This is a genomic window from Bacteroidota bacterium, from assembly GCA_016183775.1.
GTDB lineage: Bacteria > Bacteroidota > Bacteroidia > JABDFU01 > JABDFU01 > JABDFU01.
This window is the reverse complement of sequence record JACPDY010000079.1, coordinates 1-26,674: the sequence shown is the minus strand read 5'-3', so window position 1 is coordinate 26,674 and position 26,674 is coordinate 1. Positions and strand designations below refer to the sequence as shown.

Below are 26,674 nucleotides of genomic sequence, written 5' to 3'. Positions count from 1 at the left end.
AAATGACTTATTAAATGAAAAAATATATTTTCATTATAATCATCAGTCTTCTGACACAGAAGGCCGTTTCACAAATTATTTCTTCCATTGCAAAAAGTAATTCTTCCGGATGGGTAAGCAACGCATTTGAAAACAAAGTTTTTATTGAGAACAAAGGGCAATTTAACAAACTTGTCCATAAAAACGGAGAACAAATACTCTTCGGCGCGGAAGAGAATAGCACATACCTGCTGTATTCAACAAAAGGATTGACATACAGGATATCCAAAACAGATTTCGACAAAGAAAAATACGAGGAATGGATGAAAGAGGAACACCAGGCACCTCTTCATTCAGAAAACAATAAAGAACGCAACAAGGAAGGACAACTTAAGGAGAAAATATTCATTCAACATGTATCATCTGTTAATATGGAATGGATCAACGCCAATCCAAATGTGAAGATATTGTCTTCTGAGATGTGTACAGAATATTTTAATTACGGGATGGGCGGTAAACCTGAACAAGATATCAATTTTGCAAAGGGATATAAAAAAATATGTTATAAGGGTCTTTACCCTGGAATTGATGTAGAGTATACATTTCACGATTCTTCAACTCCGCTCGGTTTGACATCAGGAACAAAATATACGCTTATAGTTCACCCCGGTGCTGATGTGAGCAAAGTAAAAATGAAATATACCGGAGATGGGAAAGTAAAAATGGATAAAGAAGGTAACATAGTTATAACCACTCCCCTGGGAAATATTGTGGATCATACGCCGATTACATTTTATGGTGAAAGCAAAAAAAATATCGGTTCCCGTTTTGAAGTAAGGAACAACATTGTAAGTTTTCACATAGATAGATATGATGACACAAAGACCATAATCATCGATCCTTGGACAGTCAATCCTGCTTATGCAGCACCAAACAGAGTTTTTGATATTGAAAGGGACCTGGCAGGCAATGCATTTGTATTTGGCGCAGGTTCAAATTATACGTTACGAAAATACAATACAACAGGCACTCCCATATGGACCTATAACACAGGTTGGCCATTTCCTTCTTTTTGGTATGGAGATCTTGCAGTCAGTTTCAACGGAAGCTCTTTCATTACAAATGGATCCAGTAATGGTTTTATAAACAGGATCAATAATGCCGGTGTACTTGTGTATAGTAATCAAAATGCAACTGCAGGTATATTTAATGCGGAAGCATTTAGTCTATGCTTTAATGTTCCAAGAACAAAACTCCTGGGCGCAGGTGCGCCGGAAATCCTCAATTCATTCGTCGGTGGCTCAGCAGGAGTTTTTTCTATTGGCTTATTGAATGGTGCATTCACCGGGATGACTCCTGTTTTTGGAGCCGGAACTCCGGGCGAAATAAGGGGACTTACGCTTTCACCGAATGGAAATTATTATTGCCTGACAGTACCGCAATCACAGTGGGCAACAAGTTCTCGCTTGAGCAGAACGATCGGATTTTCGCCTGGACCCGGCTTTACAAATACATGGGATGTGAGCAGCGGGTACACATCTGCTAATTTTAATTACCTCGGACCTGCCTATACGACCGCTGTTTATTCCACAGGTTATGTACCCGGAGGACGCAGCTGTATAGCTGCCTCTTATTGCTACGTGTACACCTATAATGGTATCACCCTTATTAAAAGAAATGCATCAACAGGAGCACTCATTAACAGTATAACCGTTGCAGGAGGTACAGCCGACCAAAACTCCGGTGTACTTGTTGACAGCTGCGATAATGTTTATGTTGGAACCGGAATAGATGTAAAAAAATACAATTCAAATTTAACACTGGTTTCTTCGGCGCCGACTACAGGAGCTGTATATGATATATGCTTTGGCCTTAACCAGGAAATACTGGCCTGCGGGAATGGCTTTGTGGCTTCACTTTCCGGGTTAGTGAATATTTGCCCCGCCATTCCTCCTATTGTGCTTACAGCCGCCGGCACCAACACTTCTTGCGGAAACAACACAGGTACTGCCGGTGTAACAACTATTACAAATGGCACAGCGCCCTACACTTATTTATGGAATACGGGCGGGACAACTTCAACAATAACGGGATTAGTTGCGGGTACATATACTGTGACAGTTATTGATAATTCCTGTCAGAAACTTTCTCAAACCGCGGTGGTTACTGTGACCAATACCAATGGAGTAACGATAAGCACTTCGCAAAACAATCTGTTATGTAATGGTGTCAACAGCGGGTCGGCTGTGGCAAACATTGTAACCGGAACAGGACCATATACTTATTCATGGTCAACACTGCCGGTTCAAACCACATCAACTGCGACTGGGTTGGCGGCCGGCACATATACTGTTGTGGTCTGGGATCCCGGCGGCTGTTCTTCAACGGCTATCATGCAGATTACACAACCAACCGCTATTTTATTATTTACCTCCACAGATAGTACAACCTGTAATTATAGTAACGGTTCTGCTTTAGTCACTGCATCAGGCGGAACACCATTGGCCGGAAGTAATTATAATTATGTATGGTCGCCTGTGGGAGGTACTCAATTTGAAGCTGTGAATTTGCCCGGACAAACATATACTGTATTGGTTACGGATGCAAATGGCTGCACAAAAACAGCAACTGCAGACGTAGCAAAATCTCCGGGGTTAAGTGCAGCATTTACATCTTCCACTGCCTGCCTTGGTGCAACAGTAAACTTTACGAATACCGGTACAGCACCCGGAACCGGGATAACATACAACTGGCTTATCTCACCAATACCTCCGGCAAATGTAACAGGAACAACTGCCGACTTTTCTTACACCTTTTTAACAACCGGGAATTACAGCATCAGGCATACCGTCAGCAACGGAACATGTATGGACACGGTAACCAGTAATATAACCATAATAAATTGTGCCGGCCCAACAGTAACAGCGACGGGCACTTCAATATGCGAGGGCTCCTGCGCCACAGTAACATCAAACGGTTCGGGAGGCACCGGCCCATATACTTATTTATGGAGCAATGGCGCAACAACATCAAATATAAGTCCGTGTCCTTCATCAACCACCTCTTATACTATTACAATAACCGACTCCGGCGGAAACACCTCCACTTCAATGGCAGTAGTAACTGTAAATCCGGCGATCACGGCATCAGCTTTACCAACCAATACAACATGCAGTGGGGGCACCAATGGGAGTGCCCAGATAAATCCCGGAAGCGGCACCTCTCCTTATACCTATAATTGGAATAATGGACAAACAACACAAACAATAACAGGATTAAGTGCCGGCAGTTATTCTGTAACTGTTACAGATGCAAAAGGCTGTACTGCAGTAAATATTGTTACAGTAATTTCACCTCCTGCAATAACCGGGTTATTTACGAAGGGCACAGCCAACTGCAATAGTTGCGGCTGCAAAGAATGGATAATGGTTACAGCGACCGGTGGAACAAGTCCTTATTCCTATTCCTGGCCGGATGGATATGTGAACAGGTATAAAAACCAGCTTTGCCCGGGTTCTTATAACATTAATATTAAAGATAAAAACGGCTGCATCATAAATGTAAATCTTATCTCACCTTAAATTGAAAGAAATAATTTGTTAAAACCAGGTTATACCATTCATAAATATAAAATAGTCCAATGGTATAATGCCGATCGAAAGGAGAACACAGTTTTTAATCGGACTCCTAAATTATATATAGCATCGGTATTATATAAACAGAGCCGGATTTTTATTGGCAGTTTATTTACTGACCAATGAATACATTCTCAATTGACAGGAGTACTAATTATACAGTAACAATTAATAACTTAAGTACGGGTATTTACTTTGTAACGGGAATAAATAACAATTTTATCCGCGCAAAAATTGTTATAACACGGTAAAAAATTGCAAAGCACTTAATACTACATTAACTCACTTCTTTAGAAGAAAATATTCTATCAAAATCAGGGCGCGCTTACCATCACATTTACACTACATCCGTTTTTATCGATAACCTTTACGGTGTAGTTGCCCGGACAAAGTTTATTCTGGTATCTCCTCGTGTAACCATTTGGCCAGGAATAACTGTAGGGGCTTGTACCTCCTGAAGCAGTGATCATGATCCATTGCTTACAGCCACAAGCTGCACAACCGGCGGTACCTTTTACGAATTGAACGCCTATGGGTGGGCTGATAATGACACTTCAGAGCGTATCAATGTTTACTTAACTGTGTTGTATAATCTTTGCGGAAGATATGTAACAACCGGTGAGTTAACAAAACTTGATTCGATAGTGGAACAGTTAAATGGAATACCGGAAAAATTCGGCAGTAAAGTAACAAAAGAAGATGAAAAGTGGAGAACGGCAATTATGCAAAATCTTTTTATGTATCGTTGTATCATTACCGGAGAGTTTGAAAAAGGCATCAATAACATAAAAAACCAGGAAGATGAATGGAAAAAAAACCAGGTTAAAATCTCAACGGAATATCTCCTGGTATTTTACTCCAACATGTATATACTTTATTTCGGCATTTCCGATTTTAAAAAAGCATTATTATGGAACAATAAAATTTTAAATAGAGAGGAACCGGTCCGTACCGATAGTTATATCAACGCTATGATCAGAAATATTATTATTCATTATGAGTTAGGCCATTTCGATCGGATCGACCCGCTGGCCAAAACAACGCTTCATTTTTTGAATAAGGAAAGAATGCCATACTTATTTCAACGCTTTTTCATCCAATGCATACAAAATATGTCGAATGTAAACTATGAAAACAAAGAAGAGTATAAAAACACCATTTCGACGTTCAAAAAAAGATTAATTGTCCTTAAAAACCAAACGCCCGAACTAATGGAACTGGACTATAAACTATATATGGCCTGGCTAGACACACACATTGAAAGAAAAAAAATTGCAGAAACGTATAAGAAATATTTAAAACTCCGTTAAGCTACCAGCCTGACATAAACAGGTATAAGAACCAGCTTTGGCCGGGAACTTACATTGTAAATATCAAAGACAAAAATGGTTGTAATGTAAATATTAACCTTACTGCACCCCCTGATACACTATGTTGTAAAGTCATTTTATGGCCAAATGTCTCCGAAACACCTCCACTACAGCTATCTTAAGCACATAAGTTGACTATGCTTTGAATCATATAATCCATACTTTTTTTCCTCTATCTTTGCAAAAAGATTCACAAAAGTGAAGTCCTATATCAGCCACATCAGTTATTACCTGCCTGAGCAAACGCTTACCAATGCTGATTTGTGTAAACTATTTCCAAATACAACAGAAGAAGATATATTTGAACGATCGGGGATAAAAACAAGGCATATAGCGCTTAGCGAAGAAGACCGGAGTTTCGGCATCCCGGGTTCTGATCTGGCCTATTACAGCGCTATTAAGCTTTTTGATGAATACAAAATTGACCCCGCAACTGTTGACTTCCTGCTCCTGTGCACGGAAGGCCTTGATTATAAAGCTCCTGCGACTGCCAATATCTTACAGGATCGTTTAAATTTACCTAAACACAGTGGCGCTATTGATATCCCAATGGGTTGCACAGGCTTTGTAAATGGGTTAAGTGTGGCAAAAGGACTCATTGAAAGCGGCCAGGCGACTAAAGTATTGCTGCTAACAGCCGAGGTTCCCAGTTTTGTAATACACCCCGATGACCTGGAATTACGAATGTTGTTCGGTGATGGCGCTGCCGCAACTCTTATCGAGGGACACACAGGTAAAGAAGCTAAAATAGGCCCGTTTGTTTTCGGAAGCAATGGCAGCGGGGCAAAACATATGCTTGTTAAAAGCAGCGGTGTGCGTGAAGCTATTGATGAGCAATGGCTTCATAAATATAAAAATGTCGATGGCATGAAACATGGCATTATGGAAATGAACGGCAGGGAGATTTTTATTTTTGCTCTTAAAGAAGTTCCGGCTATGGTGAATACGCTTTTGAGTAAAGCCGGACTTGAGAAAGATAAAATTGATCTGTATATTTTTCACCAGGCCAATGCATTTTTACTCGAAACGTTACGTAAAAAATTAAGAATTCCCAAAGAGAAGTTTTTTGTGTATCTTGAGGAAGTCGGAAATACTGTTTCGGCTTCTATTCCAATTGCTTTGAAAGAAGCCATTAACAGCGGCAAAGCGAAAAAAGGAGATAAAATAGTATTGGCAGGTTTTGGAATAGGATTCGCCTGGGCCGGAACTATAATTACTTTATAAATAATTTTACCGAGTATGGATGGCATTGATACCTTTATCGAAAAAATAGAAGCGGAATTTGATGATGTTAAAAAGGGCACCCTGGTTCCTGCAACAAGTTATAAAGATATTGAGGGATGGAGTTCCATGCAGGCACTTATTCTTATCGCTTTTATTGACAGTGAATACGATGTGATGTTAAGCGGTGAAGACCTGAATAACACCCTTACCATACAGGACATCTACAATATCGTTAAATCCAAAAAAGGGTAGATCTATCCGGTTTTGGGCTTGCAGCGAATCTATAATTTCAGATCACATAAACCATTTCTTAACAAATGGCCATTACTATCCCTGATAAAAAAAAAACCGAAAAGGCCGCTGCAGTCAACCGCTTTGCATTAAGTTTTCTGCAAAAAGATTCCGAAAAAAATTTAAATTTTACACAGTTTAAGGTTGGACAGGCGAATATTGTCCACCTGATCTCACCCGACCTGACCAAACATGCTTTACAAACAAATCCGGCCAATTATTTAAAAGGCAAAGAGTTTGATGTACTCAAGATCTCTATTGGGAAAGGATTACTCACCAACGAAGGTGAATCATGGCTTAAACAAAGAAGACTTATTCAACCGCTTTTTCACAAGCAACACCTCGCTGCTTTTTCAAAACAAATGATCGCCAGTACTGCGACTCTCCTTCAAAAATGGGAAGCAAAACAAAGCGCAGTCATTGAAGATGTATATTCTGAAATAGTTGAATTGAATCTTGATATCATTCTAAAAACTATTTTCAGCGACGACATGAAGAATATTGAGGAAAAAATCAAAACTATTACTGCCGCCTTAATAGAGGAAACCGCTGCCAGCATGGTAAGTGTTTTAGGCTCTGTCTCAGGCATCCCGGATCTGCGATCGTTGAAAAAAAATGCCGAATTATTGTCAGGTATTATTTCAGATATCATTGGATCACGAAAGAAAAAACAAGACGCGCATTTCGACCTTCTCGATATGCTGATGAATGCCGAGTATGCCGACACAAAACAAAAGATAGAGCCTAAACAATTATTGGATGAAGTTATGACCCTTTTGTTTACAGGTATGGAAACCACATCCAGCGCTTTAACCTTTGTACTGTATTTACTTTACGGCCATCCGAATGTGCTTGATAAATTTTATAATGAAATCAAATTCCTCAATGGAAGACCACCATCTCCGGAAGATTTCAAAAACTTACCTTATACGAATCAGATCATAAATGAATCCATGCGCCTGTATCCCCCTGTTTGGTATATCTCCAGAAGCGCAATACAGGATGATAGCATTGACGATCTGAAGATCAGCCGGGGAGATGCTATTGTCTTCTCTCCTTATGTAATGCATAGAAGCGGTAAATTCTGGGAGCAGCCTGAAGTATTTAACCCCGAACGTTTCAAGGACAGAAATCTGAATAACAATTTTATATACTTCCCATTCGGTGGAGGCCCCAGAACCTGCATTGGCAATAATTTTGCATTCATGAGTATGGTTACCTCATTAATAATGATCGCTCAAAAATTTAAATTACAACCGGTATCATCGGGACAATTGAAATTAAGTCCTTTAATTACACTTCGACCCAAGGAACCATTAACGATGGGAATAAAAAAAATGTGACACCTATCCCACAAATGGACTTAACACAAATTGCAGGAAATATTGAATACAGAGATGACATATGGTATTCGAAATCCCACACGCAAATATCCTATCCTGAAAACGCAAATGACAATTGTTTTGAATTAGAGAATAATGATTTCTTTTGGTTCACACACAGAAACAACTGCATTGTTGAAACTGTAAAGCAGCACATCTCAACTGATGAAGCATTTTTTGATATTGGTGGCGGCAATGGTTATGTTTCAGCCGCACTCGGAAAAGAAGGTGTTGAAACATACTTAGTTGAACCAGGCAGACAAGGCATTGCCAACGCAAAAAAAAGAGGACTGAAAAACCTGGTGTGTTCCTCCCTCGTGGATGCCAATTTCCGAGAAAATACATTGCCAAACATAGGTCTCTTTGATGTAATAGAACACATTGAAAAAGACGAAAAATTTCTACATCAACTATTTTTTTATCTTAAACCCGGAGGTAAAGCATTTATTACGGTACCTGCTTACCCGTCTTTGTGGTCAGCTGAAGATGTTTATGCAGGCCATTTCAGAAGGTATACACTCGAAACAATTCAAAAAAAACTGGAAGATTCAGGATTAAAAGTTATCTATAAAACTTATTTTTTCTCTTTTTTACCAATACCCATTTTTTTGTTCAGAACCCTCCCCTCTTTATTTAAAATGAAGAAAAAGCAGACAATTCACGATAAACCAAAAAGCGAATACAAAAAAAGCCCTTTACTTGATAAATTTTTAAAGCCAATTCTCAACTGGGAATTAGTTAAGATAAGGAAACAAGAGCGTATTCCCTTTGGAGGCAGCTGCCTGATTGTTTGCATAAAACCATGATTATCCTTCCAATCCTTGGGCCCTTGCTTCTTCTTTTGTAGATTTGAATATGTTTGGAACTGTTGTCGGCTGTTGGAATCCATCCAACAACAGACAACTAACAACCAATAACTAACCATGGCCTCATTTTCAATCTCAGGTGTAAGAATCGCTGGCATGGCCGCTGCAGTTCCAAAAAATTCGGAAAGCAACTGGGATTGTGATCTTATCCCTGAGAAAGACCGGAAAATGCTGATAAAAACCATAGGTGTGGAGACAAGAAGGATTGTCCCCGCAGGAATGGCCACTTCTGATCTGTGTTTTGAGGCCACAGATAAATTATTGAATGAGTTGAACTGGAAACGGGAAGATATTTCCCTGCTTGTTTTTGTATCCCAATCAGGTGACTATTATTTGCCGGCTACTGCCGTTATTTTGCAGGACAGGCTCGGTCTGCCTAAGAGCTGCCTGGCATTCGATGTCGGACTTGGCTGTTCCGGGTTTGTTTACGGTTTGTCTATAATTGCAGGCCTGATGAATAGTTCGGGTATTAAAAAAGGGTTATTGATGGCTGGTGATGTTTCATCCATCATTTGCTCAAAAGAAGACAAAAGTACTTATCCCCTGTTTGGAGATGCCGGAACCGTTACTGCTTTGGAATCAGATAAAAATGCGGCTCCTATGAATTTCAATCTTAACAGTGATGGCAGCGGTTTTAACGCGATCATAGTTCCGGATGGTGGCAGCAGGAACCGGATCACGGAAGACTCCCTGGTCCTGCAAAAAATAAGCGACGGAATCACCCGACGCAGTCTTAATTTGGCGCTTAATGGTATTGATGTGTTTAACTTTTCCCTGACTACAGTTCCTTCGCTAATCCATACTTTATTTAAGGATACACATACTACGGAAAAAGATTATGACTATTTCATATTTCACCAGGCTAATTTGCTTATCAATGAAACCATCAGAAAAAAATTAGGCATTGCGCCGGAAAAAGTTCCTCACTCCATTAAAAAATATGGGAATACAAGTTCCGCTTCCATCCCTCTCACCATCATTTCCGAGTTGAGAAACGAGATAAGCAGCAAACCATTATCTATTGTATGTGCCGGTTTCGGTGTTGGGCTCTCCTGGGGCGCGGTATCTGTAAAAACAAATAAGATCATTACTTTACCTGTATTGGAAATTTAACACAGATCATAAATGAACAGCTTTTCACTGAACGATAAAAAAATACTTGTATGCGGAGCCTCTTCCGGAATTGGCAGACAGGCTGCCATCAGTAGCAGCAAATTGGGAGCACGGCTGGTCATAACTGCCAGAAATAAACAAAACCTTCAACAAACATTTGATCAGCTGGAGGGAAAAGGCCACCAAATGATCATTGCCGACCTCACAAAAGAAGAAGAACTTAATGCATTGATCTCTGAAATGCCGGAGTTGAATGGAATTGTTCATAGCGCGGGGATTGTACGTCCGCTTCCGATAAAGTTCATTACAGAAAAGCATCTGGACGAAATGTTCGGCATAAACTACACAGCACCCGTTCTGTTAACGAGTAAGCTTCTCAGATCAAAAAAAATGCGCAAAGGCAGCTCAATCGTATTTATGTCTTCCATCTCCAGCCGGTTCGGACATCTGGGTGGAGCATTATACTGCGGAAGCAAAGCAGGCGTCGATGTATTCACAAAGGTACTCGCTCTTGAGTGTGCTGCGCAAAAGATCCGCGCGAACACGATCAACGCTTCAATGGTAAAAACGGAACTTTTCAATAGCGCAGAGCAAATGGTAAGTAAAGAAACGATGGCTTTACACGAAAAGAAATATCCGTTGGGTTTTGGCGAACCTGTTGATATTGCCAATGCCATCATTTTTCTTCTTTCCGATGCTTCCAAATGGATCACCGGCACCAACCTCATTGTAGATGGGGGATTATCAGCGGGAGATTATTGAAAAAATGATGCGGCTGACTCAACTTGAGTATATTAACCAGATTGCTTTTCACATAAAATGGCTGACACAAAATTTTCGGTTATCGTTCCGGTTTATAATAGTGAAGATACACTTGAAGAATTTTTTACACGGTTAAATAAAATTCTGCAGCAATCCGCGTTGCCTTTTGAGATCATTTTTGTAGATGATCATTCCGTTGACAGCAGTTGGACGATTCTGAAAAAAATAAAATCCAATAATTCTGCGCTTATAAAGATCATCCGATTAACAGCCAACTTTGGACAGCATAACGCTACCTTATGCGGCCTTTGCCAATCTAGCGGCGAAATAGTGATCACAATGGACGATGACCTTCAGCATCCTCCTGAAGAGATACCTAAGTTGATCGAAGCTATGGGTGAGAACCAGGCGGATATGGTTTATGGAATTGATGATAATTATCTTCCCCTATTCCGGAAAATTTCAAGCAATTTTTTGAAGCTGGTATCCAAAAAAATAATGAGGCAGTATGGTGAATGGTCTTCATTCCGGCTGATAAGAAGGTCATTGGCCGACAATATCCGTAAACATCAGTATTATTACGTTAATATCGATCAAATTGCATATAAATACACCAATAAGATTAATTTTGTTAAGGTAAAAATGGTGAAACGGGCTTATGGAAGATCAGGTTATTCATTATTAAAACTATTTTCATCATGGTGCCATGCTGCCATATTATTTTTTAAACTCCCTCTGAGATCGCAGCCCGAAAGACCTCCATTTTTAATTAAAGAAGAACTATTATGATCATTCGCAAATATGGGGTGCTTTTAAGAAGACTTACCGAAGAAGATATTGAACTGGTCAGGATACACCGTAATTCAGCGGAAGTTCGCCAGTTTATGTTTTACCAGGATATTATTACCCCTGAGATGCAAAAAAAATGGTTCAACTCTATCAATAATATTTATAATCATTATTATATAATTGAGTATAAGGAGAAAAAGATCGGGATGATATTCTGCAAGAACGACAATTATGAAGAAAGGACCACAGAAACAGGAATTTTCATTTGGGATAAACAATACCTGAATTCATTTGTGCCGGTACTTGCATCCATTATTTTTGGTGATCTCGGTTTTAATTTCTCGGAGATGAGAAAAGTGTTTGCAACAGTAAGACAAAAAAACAAACAGGTTATTAATTATGTGACTGAAATGGGATACAGCGTATATGAAGAATTCCCGGATGAAGAAAAAGTGACCTATTCACTTACAAAAGAGGTCTTCTACTCAAAAACTGAGAAGATCAGGAAAGCAATAATTAAAATAACCAAAGACTTTAAAGAATTATCAGAAGGAGATTTTGATTTCAGTACAGTAAGTGAAGAAGCCAGAAAAAAATTATATGCAGGATACCCTGACTATTTACAGAAAAAATTTGATCGCTTTTTTAAAGAAGAATTCAAATAATTGACAAGGACGGAGCGTACCAGCGACTCACGTTAATCGATCATTTATACTTACGATGGCAAAACTTTCTTTTTCAATTTACAATAAAGACCATCAATATATTGGCAATGAGCCTTATTTCTATTCAAATGATGAATTTAATTGGGTTAAATCTCTTGAAGAAAACTGGCAAACAATCCTTGAAGAATTCGATCAATTCATTGCTGCCAGATCCGCCGGGCTTTCCCCCTACTTTCATAAAGCGCTTGTTGAAAAAGGAGATTGGAAAACATTGAACTTTCTCTTTTGGAGCATTAAAGTTCCTGGAAACTTACGTTCATTTCCAAAAACTGCAAAACTTATTGAAAAAATACCCAACCTGGTTAGTGCTTCGTTTTCCGTGCTTGAACCACACACCAGCATTTCACCTCATTATGGTGATACGAATGCTATCATACGCTGTCATATGGGCCTGAACGTTCCGGGGAAACTGCCGGAATGCGGTCTTAAGGTGGGTACCGAAACCAGAAACTGGGAAAACGGTAAAGTTTTGCTTTTCTGTGACGCGCATGAACACAGTGCTTTTAACCATACCGATCGTAAGCGTTTTATTTTTCTATTCGACATTTTGAAACCTGAATTCACTAATAAAAAATTATATGTTTGCAGCGGAGTCCTTGCACAACTCAGCTTGTTCTATCTTTCAGAAAAGCTGAAAATAAAACGACTTCCTTTGTGGTTATTGTTTATTTTTCACAAATTAGCGCAGGTCGCGTTTATAACCGCTTTACCGGTAAAAAATAAATTAGCTGAGCTACGGAGTACTACAAAACTTATGTGACAACCGGCAGCAGGCAGGCAAGGTTTATTTAACAAAAGTTTTATTTTACAATGCTTTCAAAGGTTTAAATGTCAATCAAGTAATGGGCGTAGTAGTTAGATCAACCAATTCATGAGCAAAAATAGTCCTGCTAAATATTATATCGGATTATCCTCCGGCTATCACGACCCGGCGATAGCCCTCGTTGATGCGGATGGAAAATTGATATTCGCTGAAGCAACAGAACGGTTCATCCAAAATAAAATGGGGCTCAGTTCGGCGGCTGATAATCTTTTTTTTATTGAAAAGCTACTCAGTCAATACCCGATGAGTGATTACGAAATCGCTATAAACTGGAAAGCCTTTGAACACCTGATCAGGTTTCCACTGTTGGCCACCTGGGTTTACTTTTTACGCAAATATATACGCATAGTAAAATGGATCGGACGGATTTTAAAATTCGATGGTGATGAATTCGCAAGTGTAGTAAACTACCAGGTAGCATCACATTATGGCACGCTCACAATGGCCGGTTCGGCATTTCGTTTTGTACAGAATATACGTTACAAATTGCCCTATAAAACATTGAAACATTTTGATCATCATTTGTGTCATGCCGCATACAGTTATTTTACTTCTCCTTTCAATGAAGCAATAATATTTGTTTTAGACGGGGGTGGCGACAATGGGAAAAGCTGTTCCATTTATAAAGCAAATGAACAAAGTATCAAGGAAGTATTCAGAAACAGATCGAGAGCATCATTAGGTGATTATTATGGTTACATGACATACCTCTGCGGCTTCAATCTAATAGGAGGAGAAGAATGGAAAGTAATGGGTATGGCTCCATACGGTAAAAAACATGATGAACTGTATAATGATCTTACAGAGTGGATATATGTCTCCGGCTTTCATTTGGAACCCAAAAATGCAAGAAAAGTATTTCAGATAAGAAACAAAATACAGGAAAATAAATATGAAGGGTTGACAAGGTATGACATCGCATTTACAGCTCAATTATATTACGAAACACTTGTTACCCAAATGCTGAACGCCATTTATTTAAAATGGCCGGGAGAAAATCTTATTCTTGCCGGCGGATGCGCATTAAACTCCGCATTCAATGGGAAGATACACACTGCTACTCCATTTAAAAACGTATATATTCCCTCTGCGCCAGCTGATGATGGCTGCAGCGCAGGCGCGGCATTTTTAAATTTTAAAAAACATAATCCGCTTAAACAAATTCCATTACACCAGGCTGACCCATACCTTGGTTTTAAGATCGGGGAAGAGGATATTTTAAAAATGGTAAACTACTCCGGTCATGAAGTAAAAAAAATGGAATACAAAGACCTCTATCCTTATATAGCCAAAGAATTACAAAACGGAAAAATCGTTGCCTGGGTACAGGGCAAAGCGGAATTCGGACCCAGGGCGCTTGGCAACAGGTCTATTTTAGCTCACCCCGGCCTCGGTGAAATGAAAGATAAAATAAATGCAACTATTAAGTATAGAGAGGAATTCCGCCCATTCGCGCCAGCCATTTTAGAAGAGAAAGCATCTGAGTACTTTGAAAATTATCACCCGACTCCATACATGGAAAGGGTACTTCAAATAAAAGAAAGTAAAAGAAGTGAGCTAAAAGCAGTTAATCATATTGACAATACCGGCCGACTTCAAACCGTTACAAAAACAGGTAACCTGCACTTTTATAATCTCATTAATGAATTTTACAAACTTACAAATGTGCCTGCTTTGCTGAACACCAGTTTTAACGTAATGGGGAAACCAATTGTTGATTCAGTAAGTGACATGGCTGCGGTGTTTTCAACCAGCGGAATTGATTTACTGGTTATAAACGAGTATGTATTTCAAAAAGCGTCCTCCGGCAAATAAGTTTTATGTTATCGTACTTATACTTCGAGCGGGATAAATTTCCGCATAGGTGCATTTAAGGGTTATATCATAAATCAATGTCATTAAGTTAGGGATTTCCTGTAATCTCCCCCCTTCAATAAAATCCAATAAAAACATTAGTGTCAAAAAGCTCCGATTGTTAACAACCAGAGCTTTTTTGTTGATACTGGTTGGATTTTCACTTTTCAGGCAATAGTTTTTTAATGCAACGTTATTTTGGTGTACGATTTTGTTAATGAACAGTTGATTACTATGCTGCTCTGGCGAGTTTTTGTTTTTCTTCGATCCGATTTGCAATGATCGAAGCATTAGCAGTCATCATACCAAAAAATATCCAGCACTTTTCTGTTTGCTCTGTCTTTGCTTTGATACGATTGAGCAAGTAGTGATTTTTTTCATTGCCAAAACTCCCTTCTAATACTGTTGAGCGGTATTTGTTAAGTATTTTTCGCATTTGATCAGCTTGGGAAGTGTATTGCTGTAGTTGTTTCCCTTTGGGAATAAAATTGGTTTGTATTTTTTGACTGCTGGCGTATTTTCTGTTTTTGTTAGTTGCGTAAATAGCGTCAGCGCTATGATGTGTGCATTTGCCAAACAATTTTCGCTGAAGATATATGCCGTTCTGGTAATGCGTGTTCTCATTAAAAGCATCAAAACTGAGGTGTTCAATAAAACCAATACCGCCAACCATTAGTTTGTTTACTTTGGCACCAAACTCAACTGGTTTTACTTCCTTGCCTCTGACAATGGGACGGATATAGGGTTTACTCAAGGATACGATGCGATCTTCGATTGTCGCTCCTTTTTCTCCGTATGCTTTTTTATGTTGTTGAACATATACTTTCTTTATTGTCTCCAACATCTTGGCTTTTCGGGCAGAGAGAGTGATCGGGTATTTGTTGTTCAATGCGTTCCAGCCTTCCATTAAACGGAATAAGAATTTTAAAAGTTTTTTCCTTATGCGTCTTTCCTGGCGCTTTGTCTTCTTGCGCTTTTTCTGATAATCTGTAAACAGTAGCAGGTGCTTTTTATAATTGCTTCGGCTTTTACGCAGACATAGCTTTTCGCGTTGAAGCTGAATAAATACATACTGTTTCTCACAGCAATCCCACAGCAGTTTTATATCCGTTGGATAGGTAATATGGCTCTCATAACAAGTCGCATCCTGTGACCCGACCCGGGTATCTTCCATATATGGCTTCCAATAGCTGGCTAAAACCTTTTGAAGCTCTTCAATATCTAAATGATTCCCAAAATAAACCCGCCAGCTACTGGGTAGGTTTCTATCCAGAATTCGCTCAAAGGGTTTTAGTGATATGCCGCAAAATTGTTGCATGCTCCAATCAGTATTGATCCTGTCAATGAGCATGGCATCACTCATACTCAAGTAATGCTTCAAAAACATCAGGGCTATACCTCCTTTTATATCAAACCATGGTTTGCACCCCATTAAGCTTTGCTCATTAGGGGTCGGAGGAATTTTTTTCGATATTTCGTCAAAAGGAATGGCTAAATAAAGTTTACCCAAATCGGTTTGCAAAAAACTTTTATCAAGCAATTCTTTATCGGAAAATAGTAAATTTGTGGTGCGATTCACGCCCCACTTTGTGCAAATTCTTTGCCATTGTGGGGCTTTTTTACATGCCACTTATCACCAAACCATTGTGAATATTGGCGTTGAGATTTTCGGGGGCACCCAAGTTAAGCCTGAAGGGCTTGAATATAAATAACCACCGGTGAAACCGGAGAAAAAAAATAACATAAGTCATTATCCAACCCTGAAAGGGTTGAATGCCTCTGTTTAATGTAAAGCACGTTCTCTATTGAACTTTCTGTAAGCCATTCTTAAGATATAATTATATACGCCGGGAAACAGGTTATACAGCAAGATCCTTACTTTATAAAACGAAGGGATGACAATGATCGCTTTGTTCCTGGCTATTTGCTTCAATGCCTTTCTCGCAAATAAGCCTGCGTCAATGGGCTTAATTTTTTTAAATATCTCCTCTAATTCAGTGTCCGGAATTTCAAAATAATTCTTATTCGCTCCACTTCCGTATATCAATGGCGTTTCTATTATTCCGGGACATAATACATTGACACGAATTCCATGAACTGCCGCTTCCTCACGAAGAGATTTTGACAATCCAACTATTCCATGCTTGGTTGCCGCGTAAATCGCGCAATACATCTCCGGAATTAAACCTACGTATGATGCGGTATTTATTATCTGTCCATATTTTTGTTTAAGCATCACAGGGTAGGCGGCCTGAATGCCATTGACAACGCCCTTAAAATTTATATCCATCATCAGATTAATATCTTCCATTTTAATCCGGCTCATTTCACCAAAAACAAAAACCCCCGCGTTATTGAACAGATAATCCAGCCGACCCGTACGTTGAACAGTCTCTTCAACGAGCTGCTTTAACGCATTTAAATCCCTTACATCAATTTTCTTTGTCACGGCCTTGCCGCCTGCCGCGCGAATCAAAGCAACAAGTTCCTGCGCCGGATTATCCTGAATATCCGCTATAACAACTTCACAACCATTCTTTGATAATTCAATTGACAAAGCTTTACCAATACCCGAAGCCCCGCCCGTAATTATGGCAACAGCCCCTTTGAAAATTCGTAAAGAATTATTTGAATTCATTTTTCCTGCTGTATATTTTATCAGAATATTACCTTATCTTTTAATGGCAAACTGTAGCAACCTGGAATAGCAATTCCGGATTCATCCTGAATGAAGCCGATCAACTTTAGAAAAAGTACTACTTATGAAACAGAAAAGGTATAGTTCTAACTGTTGTCGTTTCTTTAATTTACATTCACTTTAAACTCTTTACCCCTGAGCGTATCTCCTTTCATATAAAAATAAGCGGAAATAGAATTGCTTAGTTGTGGATCGGCCTTTAACCTTAAGGAAGGTATAAAGTACCTTATAGCTTCTGCAGTATCTCTTTTCTCCATGTATTGATTTCCCATCTCCCTGTAAGGAACTTCGGAAGACGGAAAAAACTTTACTGCTTCATCAAAAACCTTTCGGGCATTTTCAAAATCATTCTTTTTAAAATATAATGACATGAGAGTGGTATATGATATCATAAATTTACCCCGGTCAATTCTTATCCCGTTAGCAAGCATCCTTATCGCGTCATCTGTCTTTGATTGCCGGGTATAACACAAACCCAGATTAATCATTGCTTCACCAAAAGCGGTGTCTACCTGTATCGCCTTTATAAAAAGCGGAATGGCCTTCTCACAATCGTTATATAGATTTGCATAAAAAGTACCGAGGTTATTAGCTCCCATTGCAAAGTCCGGGTATATCTCCAGCGTACGCTTGTAATGCTCTATTGCTTCGGCGACAATGCGGGCACGCTCTTCCTCACTGCCGGCGAAATTACTTTCCTTCATCAATACAGCTCCAAGCGTTTCATGCGCCTTTACTGAATTATCCAGGTACTTAATATCATGACGAAAAAGCGTAAGCTGATCTTTCCAGTCATTGTTACGCGAAATTGTTTGTCCGGTAAACCACAAGAAAACTACACCGGTAAGAATCACCAGCGTTGGATTACCTGAGATCTTTTTTGAGACCGATTCAAAATTTACCTTCGATACCTTCAACAAAACATATGCAAATACAATACAAAATCCAAACGATCCGGCGAAAATAAATCGTTCGGCAACAATACCTGCAGCAGGGGTTAAGATATTAGCGATCAGTGAAACATAAAGCAGGTACCATATAATTCCGAAGGCGGCAACATTCTTGCTTTTAATATTCATGAAAGCGAACACTGCCATGCCCAGGTACAATAACAAAGACAGAATTGGCATAAAACTAAAAATACTCTCAACAGGAATAGTGTTGTATCCATAAAAATAAAGTAATGGATAATGTATGATGAGCATCCGCAGATAGAAGAACAAAGAATTAAAAGCAAGACCAAGTTTTATATTCCAATCTTTAATATAAAACAAGGGATTATCATGAAACTCCATATTCTTATCCGGCCTTTCCCAGGCAGGAAGATTCCAGCTCATTAGAAAATGAACCAAAAATCCTAAACTAATAAAAAACACAACCATCCATAGACTTTTCTTGATAGAAAAGTCGGTAAAAAAGTAAACTATAAACGGAATGATGAAGACGGAGGGTGGAGTTTCCGGCTTTGAAAGATAAGCAAAAATAGCAAAGAACATTGCCCATACAAGGTCACCGATAGCATTGAACTCAAGATATTTCAATATATAACGGATCATCAGAATGCTACCGATGAAACTCAACAGTACATCCCTGTTTTTTATTGATGCAACCACTTCCGTATGAATAGGATGCCCGAGAAACAAGAACGTTATTAAAACAGGTAAAACAATATTATAATTCTTAAGCCATTGTTTAAGCAATCGGAAAAGAACTACACCGATCAGAGCATAAATAATAATATTAAAAAAATGGCTGATGTGAGGATTCTCTCCAAAAAGAGCGTACTCAATTGCATAAGTAACTTTTGTGATCGGACGATACCCGTATAAATGAGTTGTATTTGATCCGGCGGTATAATATGTCGAAAGGATCTCCGGGATGCCGCCGAACCCCTTCTTTATCTGGTCGTGGTTACGTGAAACATACTCATCGTCGAGCGAGAATCCGTTTTTAATTGTATTTCCGTAAAGGATGAAACAAAACGCAAAAATATAAAAGTAGATTCTTTTGTCGGTAATCCTCCCGCTTGAAGATGAAACAGATGATCTGGCTGCGCTTACCTTTTTGCTCACTTACAATTCATTTTAGTAAAAATAAGCTTTTTACACTACATGTTTAAATGAACAAATATATTCCCAACAAACTCACGGCTGATCTATTTAGCCGGAAGATTATTTATACGGAGTGTATCGCCCTTTTTATAATAATTGGATACAAGATCAACTAACCGGGGATCTGGTTTGATCCTGACAGCTCCTTCAAAATATTTTACAGCCATGAGTGAATCCCGCCTTGCGATAAATTGATTCCCCATTTCTACATAAGGCAATTCCGAATCCGGGAAATAGTTCACAGCTTCCTGAAATAACTTGTTAGCCTTCTCAATTTCATTTTTCTCAAAATACAAAGCAATCAGGGTAGTGTAAGATCTTATAAATTTCTCCTTCCCTACCCGTATCCCCTCTTCCAACATCTTTATCGCATCATCCGCTTTTGCGTTACGGGAATAACAAAAACCCAGATTGATCATAGCCTCTCCAAAACTGCTATCAACTTGTATTGCCTTTAAATAAAGAGGTATAGCCTTTTCACAATCATTATAAAGGTTTGCGTATATGATGCCCAAATTATTATTAGCCATTGCGAAATCCGGATAGATCTCCAATGCCCTCTTGTAATGAAACGAAGCTTCTTCAGTTAACTGCCAGCGTTCCTCTTCTGTCTTTGCATAATTGCGTTCATTCATAAGAGAAGTGGCAAGTATTTCGTGAGCCTTCACCGAATTGTCAAGGTGTTGGATATCGTGACGAAATAAAGTAAGCTTATCCTTCCAATCGTTATTCCGTGCAATTGTTTGACCTGCAAACAGCAAAAAAATAACACCGGAAACTAGTGCCAATGTAGAATTCATCGCAAGTCCTTTTGACTGTGTCTCAAATTTTACTTTTGAGATCTTCAATAAATAGTAGGCCGCCACAATGCAAAATCCGAATGATCCTGCGAACACAAACCGCTCAGCAACAATTCCGGCCGCCGGCACAACAATATTGGCAAACAGCGCAATATGTATCAGGTACCAGGTAATTCCCAATGCGGGAAGATGCCTTCTCTTTAAATTCCACAAAGCAAAAATACCCATGCCCAGGTAAATCATAAATGATAAAATCGGACCAAAACTAAAGAAGCTCTCAACCGGGATCGTATTATAACCATAAAAATAAACCAACGGATAATGAATAATAAGCATACGCAGGTAATAGAATAAGGAATTAAACGCAACGCCAAATCGAATTTGCCAATCCCCTGTAAAATATAAAGGATTATCATAATACTCCATGATGCTTGCATCACGACCGAATATTGGAACACCTGAAAAATGAAGAATAGTAACGAAACCAGCAGTGATTGCCCACGGGATCATAGGTACCAGTATGCCTCTCTTCACAGACGCGTTGGTAAAAAAATAAGATAGAAAAGGAATAAAGAATATTGCTGGCGCTGTTTCCGGCTTAGATAGAAATGCAAAGATTCCGAAAAAATTTGCCCAAATAATATCTCTTATTTTATTGTATTCAATATACCTGATCGCAAAGTGAAACATCATAAAACTTCCAAGAAAAGCCAGCAATACCTCCCGGTTTTTTATTGATACCACAACTTCAGAATGAACAGGATGGGCAAGAAAAAGCATCGTTATTAATAAGGGTAAAACAACATTATACTTTTCAAGCCACTTTTTGAGGGACTTAAAGATGACGACACCGATCAATGCATAAATAATAATGTTAAAAAAATGACTGACGTGAGGATTCTCTCCGAATATGGCATATTCAATAGCGAAAGTCGCCTTTGCAATGGGTCGGTATCCATATAATTTATGTGTGTGTGCACCCGCGGTATAGTAAGAGGTGAATATTTCGGGGATACCAGCCAGACCTTTTTTTACCTGCTCATGGTTATAAGAAACGAATTCATCATCAAGTGAAAATCCATTCTTAATTGAATTTCCATAAAGTAAAAAACAGAAAGCTAAAATAAAGATATAGATCCTTCTATTGGACAATGATCTGTCTGAAAAAAAACCAGAGGATTTGTTTTTACTTTCTTTTTTGCTCACTTGCAATTCTTTCCCGGTAAAAATAGGCTTTTTATATTTTATCCTGCTGCATTCGACAATTCACCCCTGAGGGAGGATGATAACAGGCGGGAAACATCTTTGGGTGAGCTATTTTGGCCGAGGAGAAACATTAATTTAGCAATCGCCGCTTCATAGGTAATATCGGAACCACCAATGACCCCGATCTTTTTTAATTGGGTACTGGTTTCATATTTTCCCTGTTCAACAGCTCCTGCATTACATTGAGTTACATTGTAAATGACAAGCCCTTTATTGATAGCCTTTTTAAGAAGCTCCACGAACCAGTTGTCAGTAGGACCGTTTCCGGCACCAAAGGTCTCCAGCACAACAGCCTTCAATTGCCTCGCGGCTAAAACCGATTCAACAACATTTTTGCTGATCCCCGGAAATATTTTCAAAATGGCAATATTAGGATCAAACCTGGTATGAACGATCAGTTTTTTATTGTTAACCTTCTGAATGGCGTTGTGATTAAATTTAATATGTACACCGGCTTCGGCTAAGATCGGGTAATTGGCACTTTGAAAAGCCTGGAAATGTTCGGCGTTGTACTTATGTGTACGGTTGCCCCTGTACAACTGGTATTCAAAATAAATACATACCTCGGGAACAACAGGTTTCCCATTTTTCTGCTCGGCCGCTATTTCAATTGCGGTTATTAAGTTTTCCTTACCATCGGTCCGGATAATTCCTAAAGGCAATTGAGAGCCGGTTAAAATAACCGGCTTGTTCAAATTCTCAAGCATGAAACTAAGTGCTGATGCTGTATACGCCATAGTATCCGAACCGTGCAGCACTACAAAACCATCATGTCGGAAATAATTTTTTTCTATTAACCTTGCCAGCTTTACCCAAATATCAGGGTTCATATCCGATGAATCGATCGGTTTATCGAAAGCAATAGCCGAAAGCTCAATATTCAGTTTTTTTAATTCCGGTATTTGTTTGGTAAGATGTTTAAAGTCAAATGGCTTTAAGCTTTTGGAACGTACATCTTCAATCATTCCGATTGTTCCACCGGTATAGATAAGCAATATTGAAGGTTTTTTCATAACGTCTGGTTTCAGGTTTCAAGTTACAGGTTTCAAGTCGTTTCGTTTAACCTGAAACCTGTAACTTGAAACCTTTTCTATACACCAAAGATATCAATAGAATTTTTAGTTGTTTGCTCCGCCACTTCCTCTATTGAACAATTCTTTAATCCGGCTACTTTTTCTGCAATAATTGTAAGGTATCCGCTTTCATTCCGTTTACCCCTGTATGGAACCGGCGCCAGGTATGGAGAATCTGTTTCCAAAACCAAATGCTCCAATGCTACATGCGGTATTACTTCATTCAATCCACGGTTTTTAAAGGTAACCACTCCTCCTATTCCCAGCTTAAAGCCACCCAATGACACTACCCGTTCAGCCTCCTCCATTGTGCCCGAGAAGCAATGGAAAATTCCTTTCAATCCCTTCCCGGCATACTCCCTTACTATTTCAATTGTTTCATTAAAAGCCTTACGAACGTGGATCACAATGGGTAAGCGGTATTGCAATGCCAGTTCGATCTGTTTACGGAACGCCTGCTTTTGTTGCTCAAAAAATGTTACATCCCAGTACAGATCCAATCCTATCTCACCAACGGCATAAAATCTAACTTCCGGCCCGCTCAACCACTTCTCAACCAACCTTAACTCAGTTTCATAGTTTTCTTTCACTGAACAAGGATGCAGGCCCATCATCGGAAAGCAATTCTGCGGATATTTTTCAACCAGTGTGAGCATTCCTTTAACAGACCCACTATCAATATTAGGAAGGAATAACCGGTTTATACCATTATCAATTGCACGTTTCAACATTTCCCCCCGGTCTTCATCAAATTCTCCCGCATAAAGATGTGTATGTGTATCCGTTAAGACCATAATGTAAAAGTAAATAAATTTAAGCTGTGACAAATGAAGAGCAACTTTGTATTACATTTGCGACTGACAACTGACAACTGACAACTGACAACTGACAACTGACAACTGACAACTGACAACTGACAACTGACACCATGACTCCTGAGAAACATGATTTTTTGAAAAGCAAATACCTGCCTCTGTTGAAAAAAATAGATCCTTCAACAAAACCTCTTTGGGGCAAAATGAATTTCCAGCAAATGGTTGAACACATGAGCGATTCAATACGCATCGCGAATGGCAAGGACCCTCAAAAACTGCATACACCGGTTGATATTCTTGACAAATACAAAGCCTTCCTGATGACTGAAAAACCCTTCAGGGAAAACACTAAGAACGCATTAATGGCTGATGAACCACCTGCAATACGCAACGTTTCCATTGATAAAGCATTTAACGAATTGGAGACAGAAATAAATGACCTGTTCAAAGCGTTCGCACCGGATAAGAACAAATCTGTTACAAATCCGTTTTATGGTGATTTAAATCTGAACGAATGGGTGCAGCTCTTACACAAACACGCTGTTCATCATTTAAAACAATTTGGAACAACAATATAATATTATGCTGATAGTAAAAAAATCGAAAATACCACGTGCCGGAAAAGGTCTCTTTACAACTTCATTAATCCGAAAAGGTGACCTCGTAGTAGAATACAAAGGTGAAAAATTAAGCTGGGCACAATGTCTTAAACGTTACGGCAAGAATATTAATAACGCCCGTTACCTGTATTACGTTTCAGCCAAAAATTGTATTGACGCCCAACGCAGGCAGATGGAATTGGCACGTTATGCAAATGACGCGGAAGGATTTAATAAAAGAAAAGGACTCCGGAATAACTCTGAATACACAAATGTTAAAGGTATACCTCATATAATTGCTACCACAAATATTCCGCGTGGCTCGGAAATACTGGTTGACTATTCAGGAGATTACTGGAAGCTGATGAAGAAGGAAATGGCTGAGAAAGAAAAGCGTTATACCGGTTCTTAGTCAATTTAAGGATTTTTCATCCGCAACCTGCCTGATCGGCAGGCAGGTTGGCGTAGAAGCGTATATGCCGGGTTTCAAAATCCTTAAAATCAAGTCCCTCGGTATAATTAAAAAAATCTCAAGGACGGACCGGCAAATACTTTTTAATGACTTCTGAATATTTTCTATCCTCAATATGCGAATCCAACCAGGCCAGGTAGGAAATACAATCCAATTCCATGATCTCGCCGGTATGGCGCTTTAGTAGTATTAGGTCTTTTTTAAACGCAGAAAAGCCTTTCCTGACCTGCTCTTCATCCTTTGCATCAATGATCTTCTTCATACTTTTAAAAAAAAGCTTTTCAAATTGGTGCGATCTGTTATCAGCATCAAAGGCATGAATAACCGACCTTATAAGTGATTCAACCAGCTGAAAGTTTTCCATATCATAGTGAATTATAATATTCCAAATCATGGCAATCGAATACAGGTCAGATCTGAACTCTGCTTCGCTTTCATTTAGTATTCTATTATTCCAGAATAAGGCCCTTTTTAAATCCTCGGCAGCAAATGAAAGTGACCGCATATTGTCATAAAAAACCAACACTTCCAGCCTGCCGATCTTCGCCTGAACATTTTCCCATGTCTTTTCATTTCCTCTTACAGCTGACAGACCTTTTTCAAACTCCCCCGTAAGAAAGTAACGAACAAGAGTCGCGCTGTTAATATACGCATTCCGCATATTTTCATGTTTTTCACTGATATTATTACCAAATCGCTCAGGCATTTTTTTCAGATCCTCAACCAACTTATCATATTCGCTTACCTCTAATATCTGCATATATGAACTCATCAGGTTATTAAATGTGCTTAAATATGCATTCATATCCAGCGAAGCATACTGAATATTCTCTTCCATTAACTTTTTCCGCTTATGCGTATATTCAATGGATTTCCTTATATCTTGCTCACGCTTAATGTAATGATATAGTGCGTGTATATAATAAAAAGTGTTTTTATCATGCAACGTCTTCGCACTTTTCTCATCCCTGAGTAAAGGATGCAGCATGATCTCCTCCAGTTTACTCAATTCATCATTGCCTTTTATATGCTGTCCGATCTTATGTATGAGGTAGATCACTCTGCTGTGGAGCCATTTGTATTGCAACGACACCTTAAGCTGATCAGTGATTTTCAACCTTTCTTCGTGGTTTGAATGAATGATCTTTTCCAGCAATTGTGAATCAGGATCATTCTTGGCAATTTTCTCTTCCCAATTAATGATCTCAACCAGCAGAAATAAGTTCTCACTGCGAGTTGCTTTACCCCGTGCTTTTGTCAGTATTTTTCTGGCTTCGGGGTACAACCTCTTTGCAAATAATAATTCCACATCTAGTAACATATGCCTGATCTCCGCCTCCAGTGTCTTCCGGGCATGATATATTTTAAGCGCGTCGAGAATATTTGTAAAAAGATAATTTGTATATGCTGGCAGTTGATTCTCCATTCGCTTTTTTCTGAAAAGCTTAGGCAACTGCGATTTGTCATAGCCATCCATCTCATTAAGCGCATCAAAAAGTTTCATGTATAAATTCTCATTTCCAACTACGTGCATCGATGAAAATTTTCTGAAATAACCCTTTTCGTTGGGAGTTAATGATTTTATGAGATTATATAGTTTTTTGGACATTTCTCGACACTTACATTTTTATTCAAACAATGGCCCTAATTTACATTATGATTTGTGTTTTTTCACCTTTTCAATCTTTATATTTTATTCCTGACCTATATACTGGTTCATATTGAATTTTCAGAGCAAACAAAAAGCAGAGCCTGTTAACATCAGTACGATTGACCCGTTTCCCTGCTGCAAAATCACTCAAGCGGGTATAATTGGAAAAGAATTGTAATTCCTTTATCTTTAAGAATCTGTCTGCCGACAGGCAAGGATGTGATCTTTAAAAGCTAAAATATATACACATGAAATGGTCATGAGCTAGAATGAAGCACACCAACCGAGGATGAATATTTAACTTCGTGCAAAACATGAAACGTAATGCAAGAAATAAAATTCAAACAGGTTGTAACAACCGGTTGCGGTATAGATG

Annotated in this window: 22 protein-coding genes; 14 read left to right on the top strand and 8 right to left on the bottom strand. The window is 38.9% G+C overall.

Annotation, left to right across the window (positions count from 1 at the left end; translation table 11 throughout):
- Window positions 1-14 precede the first annotated feature (14 nt).
- Complete coding sequence (locus HYU69_09815) at window positions 15-3,560, top strand: SprB repeat-containing protein (GenBank protein ID MBI2270634.1); 3,546 nt, start codon at window positions 15-17, stop codon at window positions 3,558-3,560.
- A gap of 368 nt (window positions 3,561-3,928) precedes the next feature.
- Here HYU69_09815 and HYU69_09810 read toward each other — a convergent pair whose 3' ends face one another.
- On the bottom strand, window positions 3,929-4,084 hold the full coding sequence (locus HYU69_09810) for a hypothetical protein (protein ID MBI2270633.1): 156 nt from the start codon (window positions 4,082-4,084) through the stop codon (window positions 3,929-3,931).
- A 6-nt stretch (window positions 4,085-4,090) separates the two neighbouring features.
- Here HYU69_09810 and HYU69_09805 point away from each other — a divergent pair, with 6 nt between their 5' ends.
- From HYU69_09805 to HYU69_09755, 11 genes are all read left to right on the top strand, one after another.
- A complete protein-coding gene (locus HYU69_09805; protein MBI2270632.1) occupies window positions 4,091-4,924 on the top strand; it encodes a hypothetical protein in 834 nt (277 codons plus the stop codon).
- 258 nt (window positions 4,925-5,182) lie between these two features.
- Complete coding sequence (locus HYU69_09800; protein MBI2270631.1) at window positions 5,183-6,208, top strand: ketoacyl-ACP synthase III; 1,026 nt, start codon at window positions 5,183-5,185, stop codon at window positions 6,206-6,208.
- A gap of 15 nt (window positions 6,209-6,223) precedes the next feature.
- The gene (locus HYU69_09795; GenBank protein MBI2270630.1) at window positions 6,224-6,460 is read left to right on the top strand and encodes an acyl carrier protein; all 237 of its coding nucleotides are present in this window, start codon (window positions 6,224-6,226) and stop codon (window positions 6,458-6,460) included.
- Between the two features lie 65 nt (window positions 6,461-6,525).
- A complete protein-coding gene (locus tag HYU69_09790) occupies window positions 6,526-7,842 on the top strand; it encodes a cytochrome P450 (protein MBI2270629.1) in 1,317 nt (438 codons plus the stop codon).
- A gap of 14 nt (window positions 7,843-7,856) precedes the next feature.
- Complete coding sequence (locus tag HYU69_09785; protein ID MBI2270628.1) at window positions 7,857-8,687, top strand: class I SAM-dependent methyltransferase; 831 nt, start codon at window positions 7,857-7,859, stop codon at window positions 8,685-8,687.
- Window positions 8,688-8,804: 117 nt separating this feature from the next.
- The gene (locus tag HYU69_09780; protein MBI2270627.1) at window positions 8,805-9,860 is read left to right on the top strand and encodes a ketoacyl-ACP synthase III; all 1,056 of its coding nucleotides are present in this window, start codon (window positions 8,805-8,807) and stop codon (window positions 9,858-9,860) included.
- Between the two features lie 12 nt (window positions 9,861-9,872).
- On the top strand, window positions 9,873-10,622 hold the full coding sequence (locus HYU69_09775) for an SDR family oxidoreductase (protein MBI2270626.1): 750 nt from the start codon (window positions 9,873-9,875) through the stop codon (window positions 10,620-10,622).
- Between the two features lie 57 nt (window positions 10,623-10,679).
- The gene (locus tag HYU69_09770) at window positions 10,680-11,411 is read left to right on the top strand and encodes a glycosyltransferase family 2 protein (GenBank protein ID MBI2270625.1); all 732 of its coding nucleotides are present in this window, start codon (window positions 10,680-10,682) and stop codon (window positions 11,409-11,411) included.
- Window positions 11,408-12,076 carry a GNAT family N-acetyltransferase gene (locus tag HYU69_09765; GenBank protein ID MBI2270624.1) on the top strand — a complete coding sequence of 223 codons (669 nt, stop codon included), beginning with the start codon at window positions 11,408-11,410 and terminating at the stop codon, window positions 12,074-12,076. Before HYU69_09770 ends, HYU69_09765 begins: the two co-directional genes overlap by 4 nt.
- A gap of 55 nt (window positions 12,077-12,131) precedes the next feature.
- A complete protein-coding gene (locus HYU69_09760) occupies window positions 12,132-12,896 on the top strand; it encodes an aspartyl/asparaginyl beta-hydroxylase domain-containing protein (GenBank protein MBI2270623.1) in 765 nt (254 codons plus the stop codon).
- 111 nt (window positions 12,897-13,007) lie between these two features.
- Window positions 13,008-14,774 carry a hypothetical protein gene (locus tag HYU69_09755; protein ID MBI2270622.1) on the top strand — a complete coding sequence of 589 codons (1,767 nt, stop codon included), beginning with the start codon at window positions 13,008-13,010 and terminating at the stop codon, window positions 14,772-14,774.
- A gap of 271 nt (window positions 14,775-15,045) precedes the next feature.
- On the opposite strand, the gene HYU69_09750 is transcribed toward HYU69_09755, so the two are convergent.
- The 6 genes from HYU69_09750 to HYU69_09725 form a co-directional block, all read right to left on the bottom strand.
- Window positions 15,046-16,392 carry a transposase gene (locus HYU69_09750; protein MBI2270621.1) on the bottom strand — a complete coding sequence of 449 codons (1,347 nt, stop codon included), beginning with the start codon at window positions 16,390-16,392 and terminating at the stop codon, window positions 15,046-15,048.
- Window positions 16,393-16,596: 204 nt separating this feature from the next.
- Entirely contained in the window at window positions 16,597-17,451 is an 855-nt protein-coding gene (locus HYU69_09745) for an SDR family oxidoreductase (protein ID MBI2270620.1), read from the bottom strand.
- Between the two features lie 164 nt (window positions 17,452-17,615).
- Entirely contained in the window at window positions 17,616-19,583 is a 1,968-nt protein-coding gene (locus tag HYU69_09740) for a tetratricopeptide repeat protein (GenBank protein ID MBI2270619.1), read from the bottom strand.
- Window positions 19,584-19,666: 83 nt separating this feature from the next.
- Entirely contained in the window at window positions 19,667-21,628 is a 1,962-nt protein-coding gene (locus HYU69_09735) for a hypothetical protein (protein MBI2270618.1), read from the bottom strand.
- 38 nt (window positions 21,629-21,666) lie between these two features.
- Entirely contained in the window at window positions 21,667-22,701 is a 1,035-nt protein-coding gene (locus HYU69_09730; GenBank protein ID MBI2270617.1) for a type I asparaginase, read from the bottom strand.
- A 77-nt stretch (window positions 22,702-22,778) separates the two neighbouring features.
- Window positions 22,779-23,555 carry a TatD family hydrolase gene (locus HYU69_09725; GenBank protein ID MBI2270616.1) on the bottom strand — a complete coding sequence of 259 codons (777 nt, stop codon included), beginning with the start codon at window positions 23,553-23,555 and terminating at the stop codon, window positions 22,779-22,781.
- A gap of 158 nt (window positions 23,556-23,713) precedes the next feature.
- On the opposite strand from HYU69_09725, the gene HYU69_09720 reads away from it, so the two are divergent.
- Window positions 23,714-24,154: a hypothetical protein gene (locus HYU69_09720; protein ID MBI2270615.1), complete on the top strand. Its 441-nt coding sequence runs from the start codon at window positions 23,714-23,716 to the stop codon at window positions 24,152-24,154.
- A gap of 4 nt (window positions 24,155-24,158) precedes the next feature.
- Window positions 24,159-24,587, top strand: a complete 429-nt coding sequence (locus HYU69_09715; protein MBI2270614.1) for an SET domain-containing protein — start codon at window positions 24,159-24,161, stop codon at window positions 24,585-24,587.
- A gap of 118 nt (window positions 24,588-24,705) precedes the next feature.
- Here HYU69_09715 and HYU69_09710 read toward each other — a convergent pair whose 3' ends face one another.
- Entirely contained in the window at window positions 24,706-26,256 is a 1,551-nt protein-coding gene (locus tag HYU69_09710) for a hypothetical protein (protein MBI2270613.1), read from the bottom strand.
- Window positions 26,257-26,674: the final 418 nt, after the last annotated feature.

Bases quoted from the DNA above. Each gene is read 5' to 3' on its own strand.
- HYU69_09815 (MBI2270634.1), top strand. From the start codon at position 15: ATGAAAAAATATATTTTCATTATAATCATCAGTCTTCTGACACAGAAG.
- HYU69_09810 (MBI2270633.1), bottom strand. From the start codon at position 4,084: ATGATCACTGCTTCAGGAGGTACAAGCCCCTACAGTTATTCCTGGCCA.
- HYU69_09795 (MBI2270630.1), top strand. From the start codon at position 6,224: ATGGATGGCATTGATACCTTTATCGAAAAAATAGAAGCGGAATTTGAT.
- HYU69_09790 (MBI2270629.1), top strand. From the start codon at position 6,526: ATGGCCATTACTATCCCTGATAAAAAAAAAACCGAAAAGGCCGCTGCA.
- HYU69_09785 (MBI2270628.1), top strand. From the start codon at position 7,857: ATGGACTTAACACAAATTGCAGGAAATATTGAATACAGAGATGACATA.
- HYU69_09780 (MBI2270627.1), top strand. From the start codon at position 8,805: ATGGCCTCATTTTCAATCTCAGGTGTAAGAATCGCTGGCATGGCCGCT.
- HYU69_09775 (MBI2270626.1), top strand. From the start codon at position 9,873: ATGAACAGCTTTTCACTGAACGATAAAAAAATACTTGTATGCGGAGCC.
- HYU69_09770 (MBI2270625.1), top strand. From the start codon at position 10,680: ATGGCTGACACAAAATTTTCGGTTATCGTTCCGGTTTATAATAGTGAA.
- HYU69_09765 (MBI2270624.1), top strand. From the start codon at position 11,408: ATGATCATTCGCAAATATGGGGTGCTTTTAAGAAGACTTACCGAAGAA.
- HYU69_09760 (MBI2270623.1), top strand. From the start codon at position 12,132: ATGGCAAAACTTTCTTTTTCAATTTACAATAAAGACCATCAATATATT.
- HYU69_09755 (MBI2270622.1), top strand. From the start codon at position 13,008: ATGAGCAAAAATAGTCCTGCTAAATATTATATCGGATTATCCTCCGGC.
- HYU69_09745 (MBI2270620.1), bottom strand. From the start codon at position 17,451: ATGAATTCAAATAATTCTTTACGAATTTTCAAAGGGGCTGTTGCCATA.
- HYU69_09730 (MBI2270617.1), bottom strand. From the start codon at position 22,701: ATGAAAAAACCTTCAATATTGCTTATCTATACCGGTGGAACAATCGGA.
- HYU69_09725 (MBI2270616.1), bottom strand. From the start codon at position 23,555: ATGGTCTTAACGGATACACATACACATCTTTATGCGGGAGAATTTGAT.
- HYU69_09715 (MBI2270614.1), top strand. From the start codon at position 24,159: ATGCTGATAGTAAAAAAATCGAAAATACCACGTGCCGGAAAAGGTCTC.
- HYU69_09710 (MBI2270613.1), bottom strand. From the start codon at position 26,256: ATGTCCAAAAAACTATATAATCTCATAAAATCATTAACTCCCAACGAA.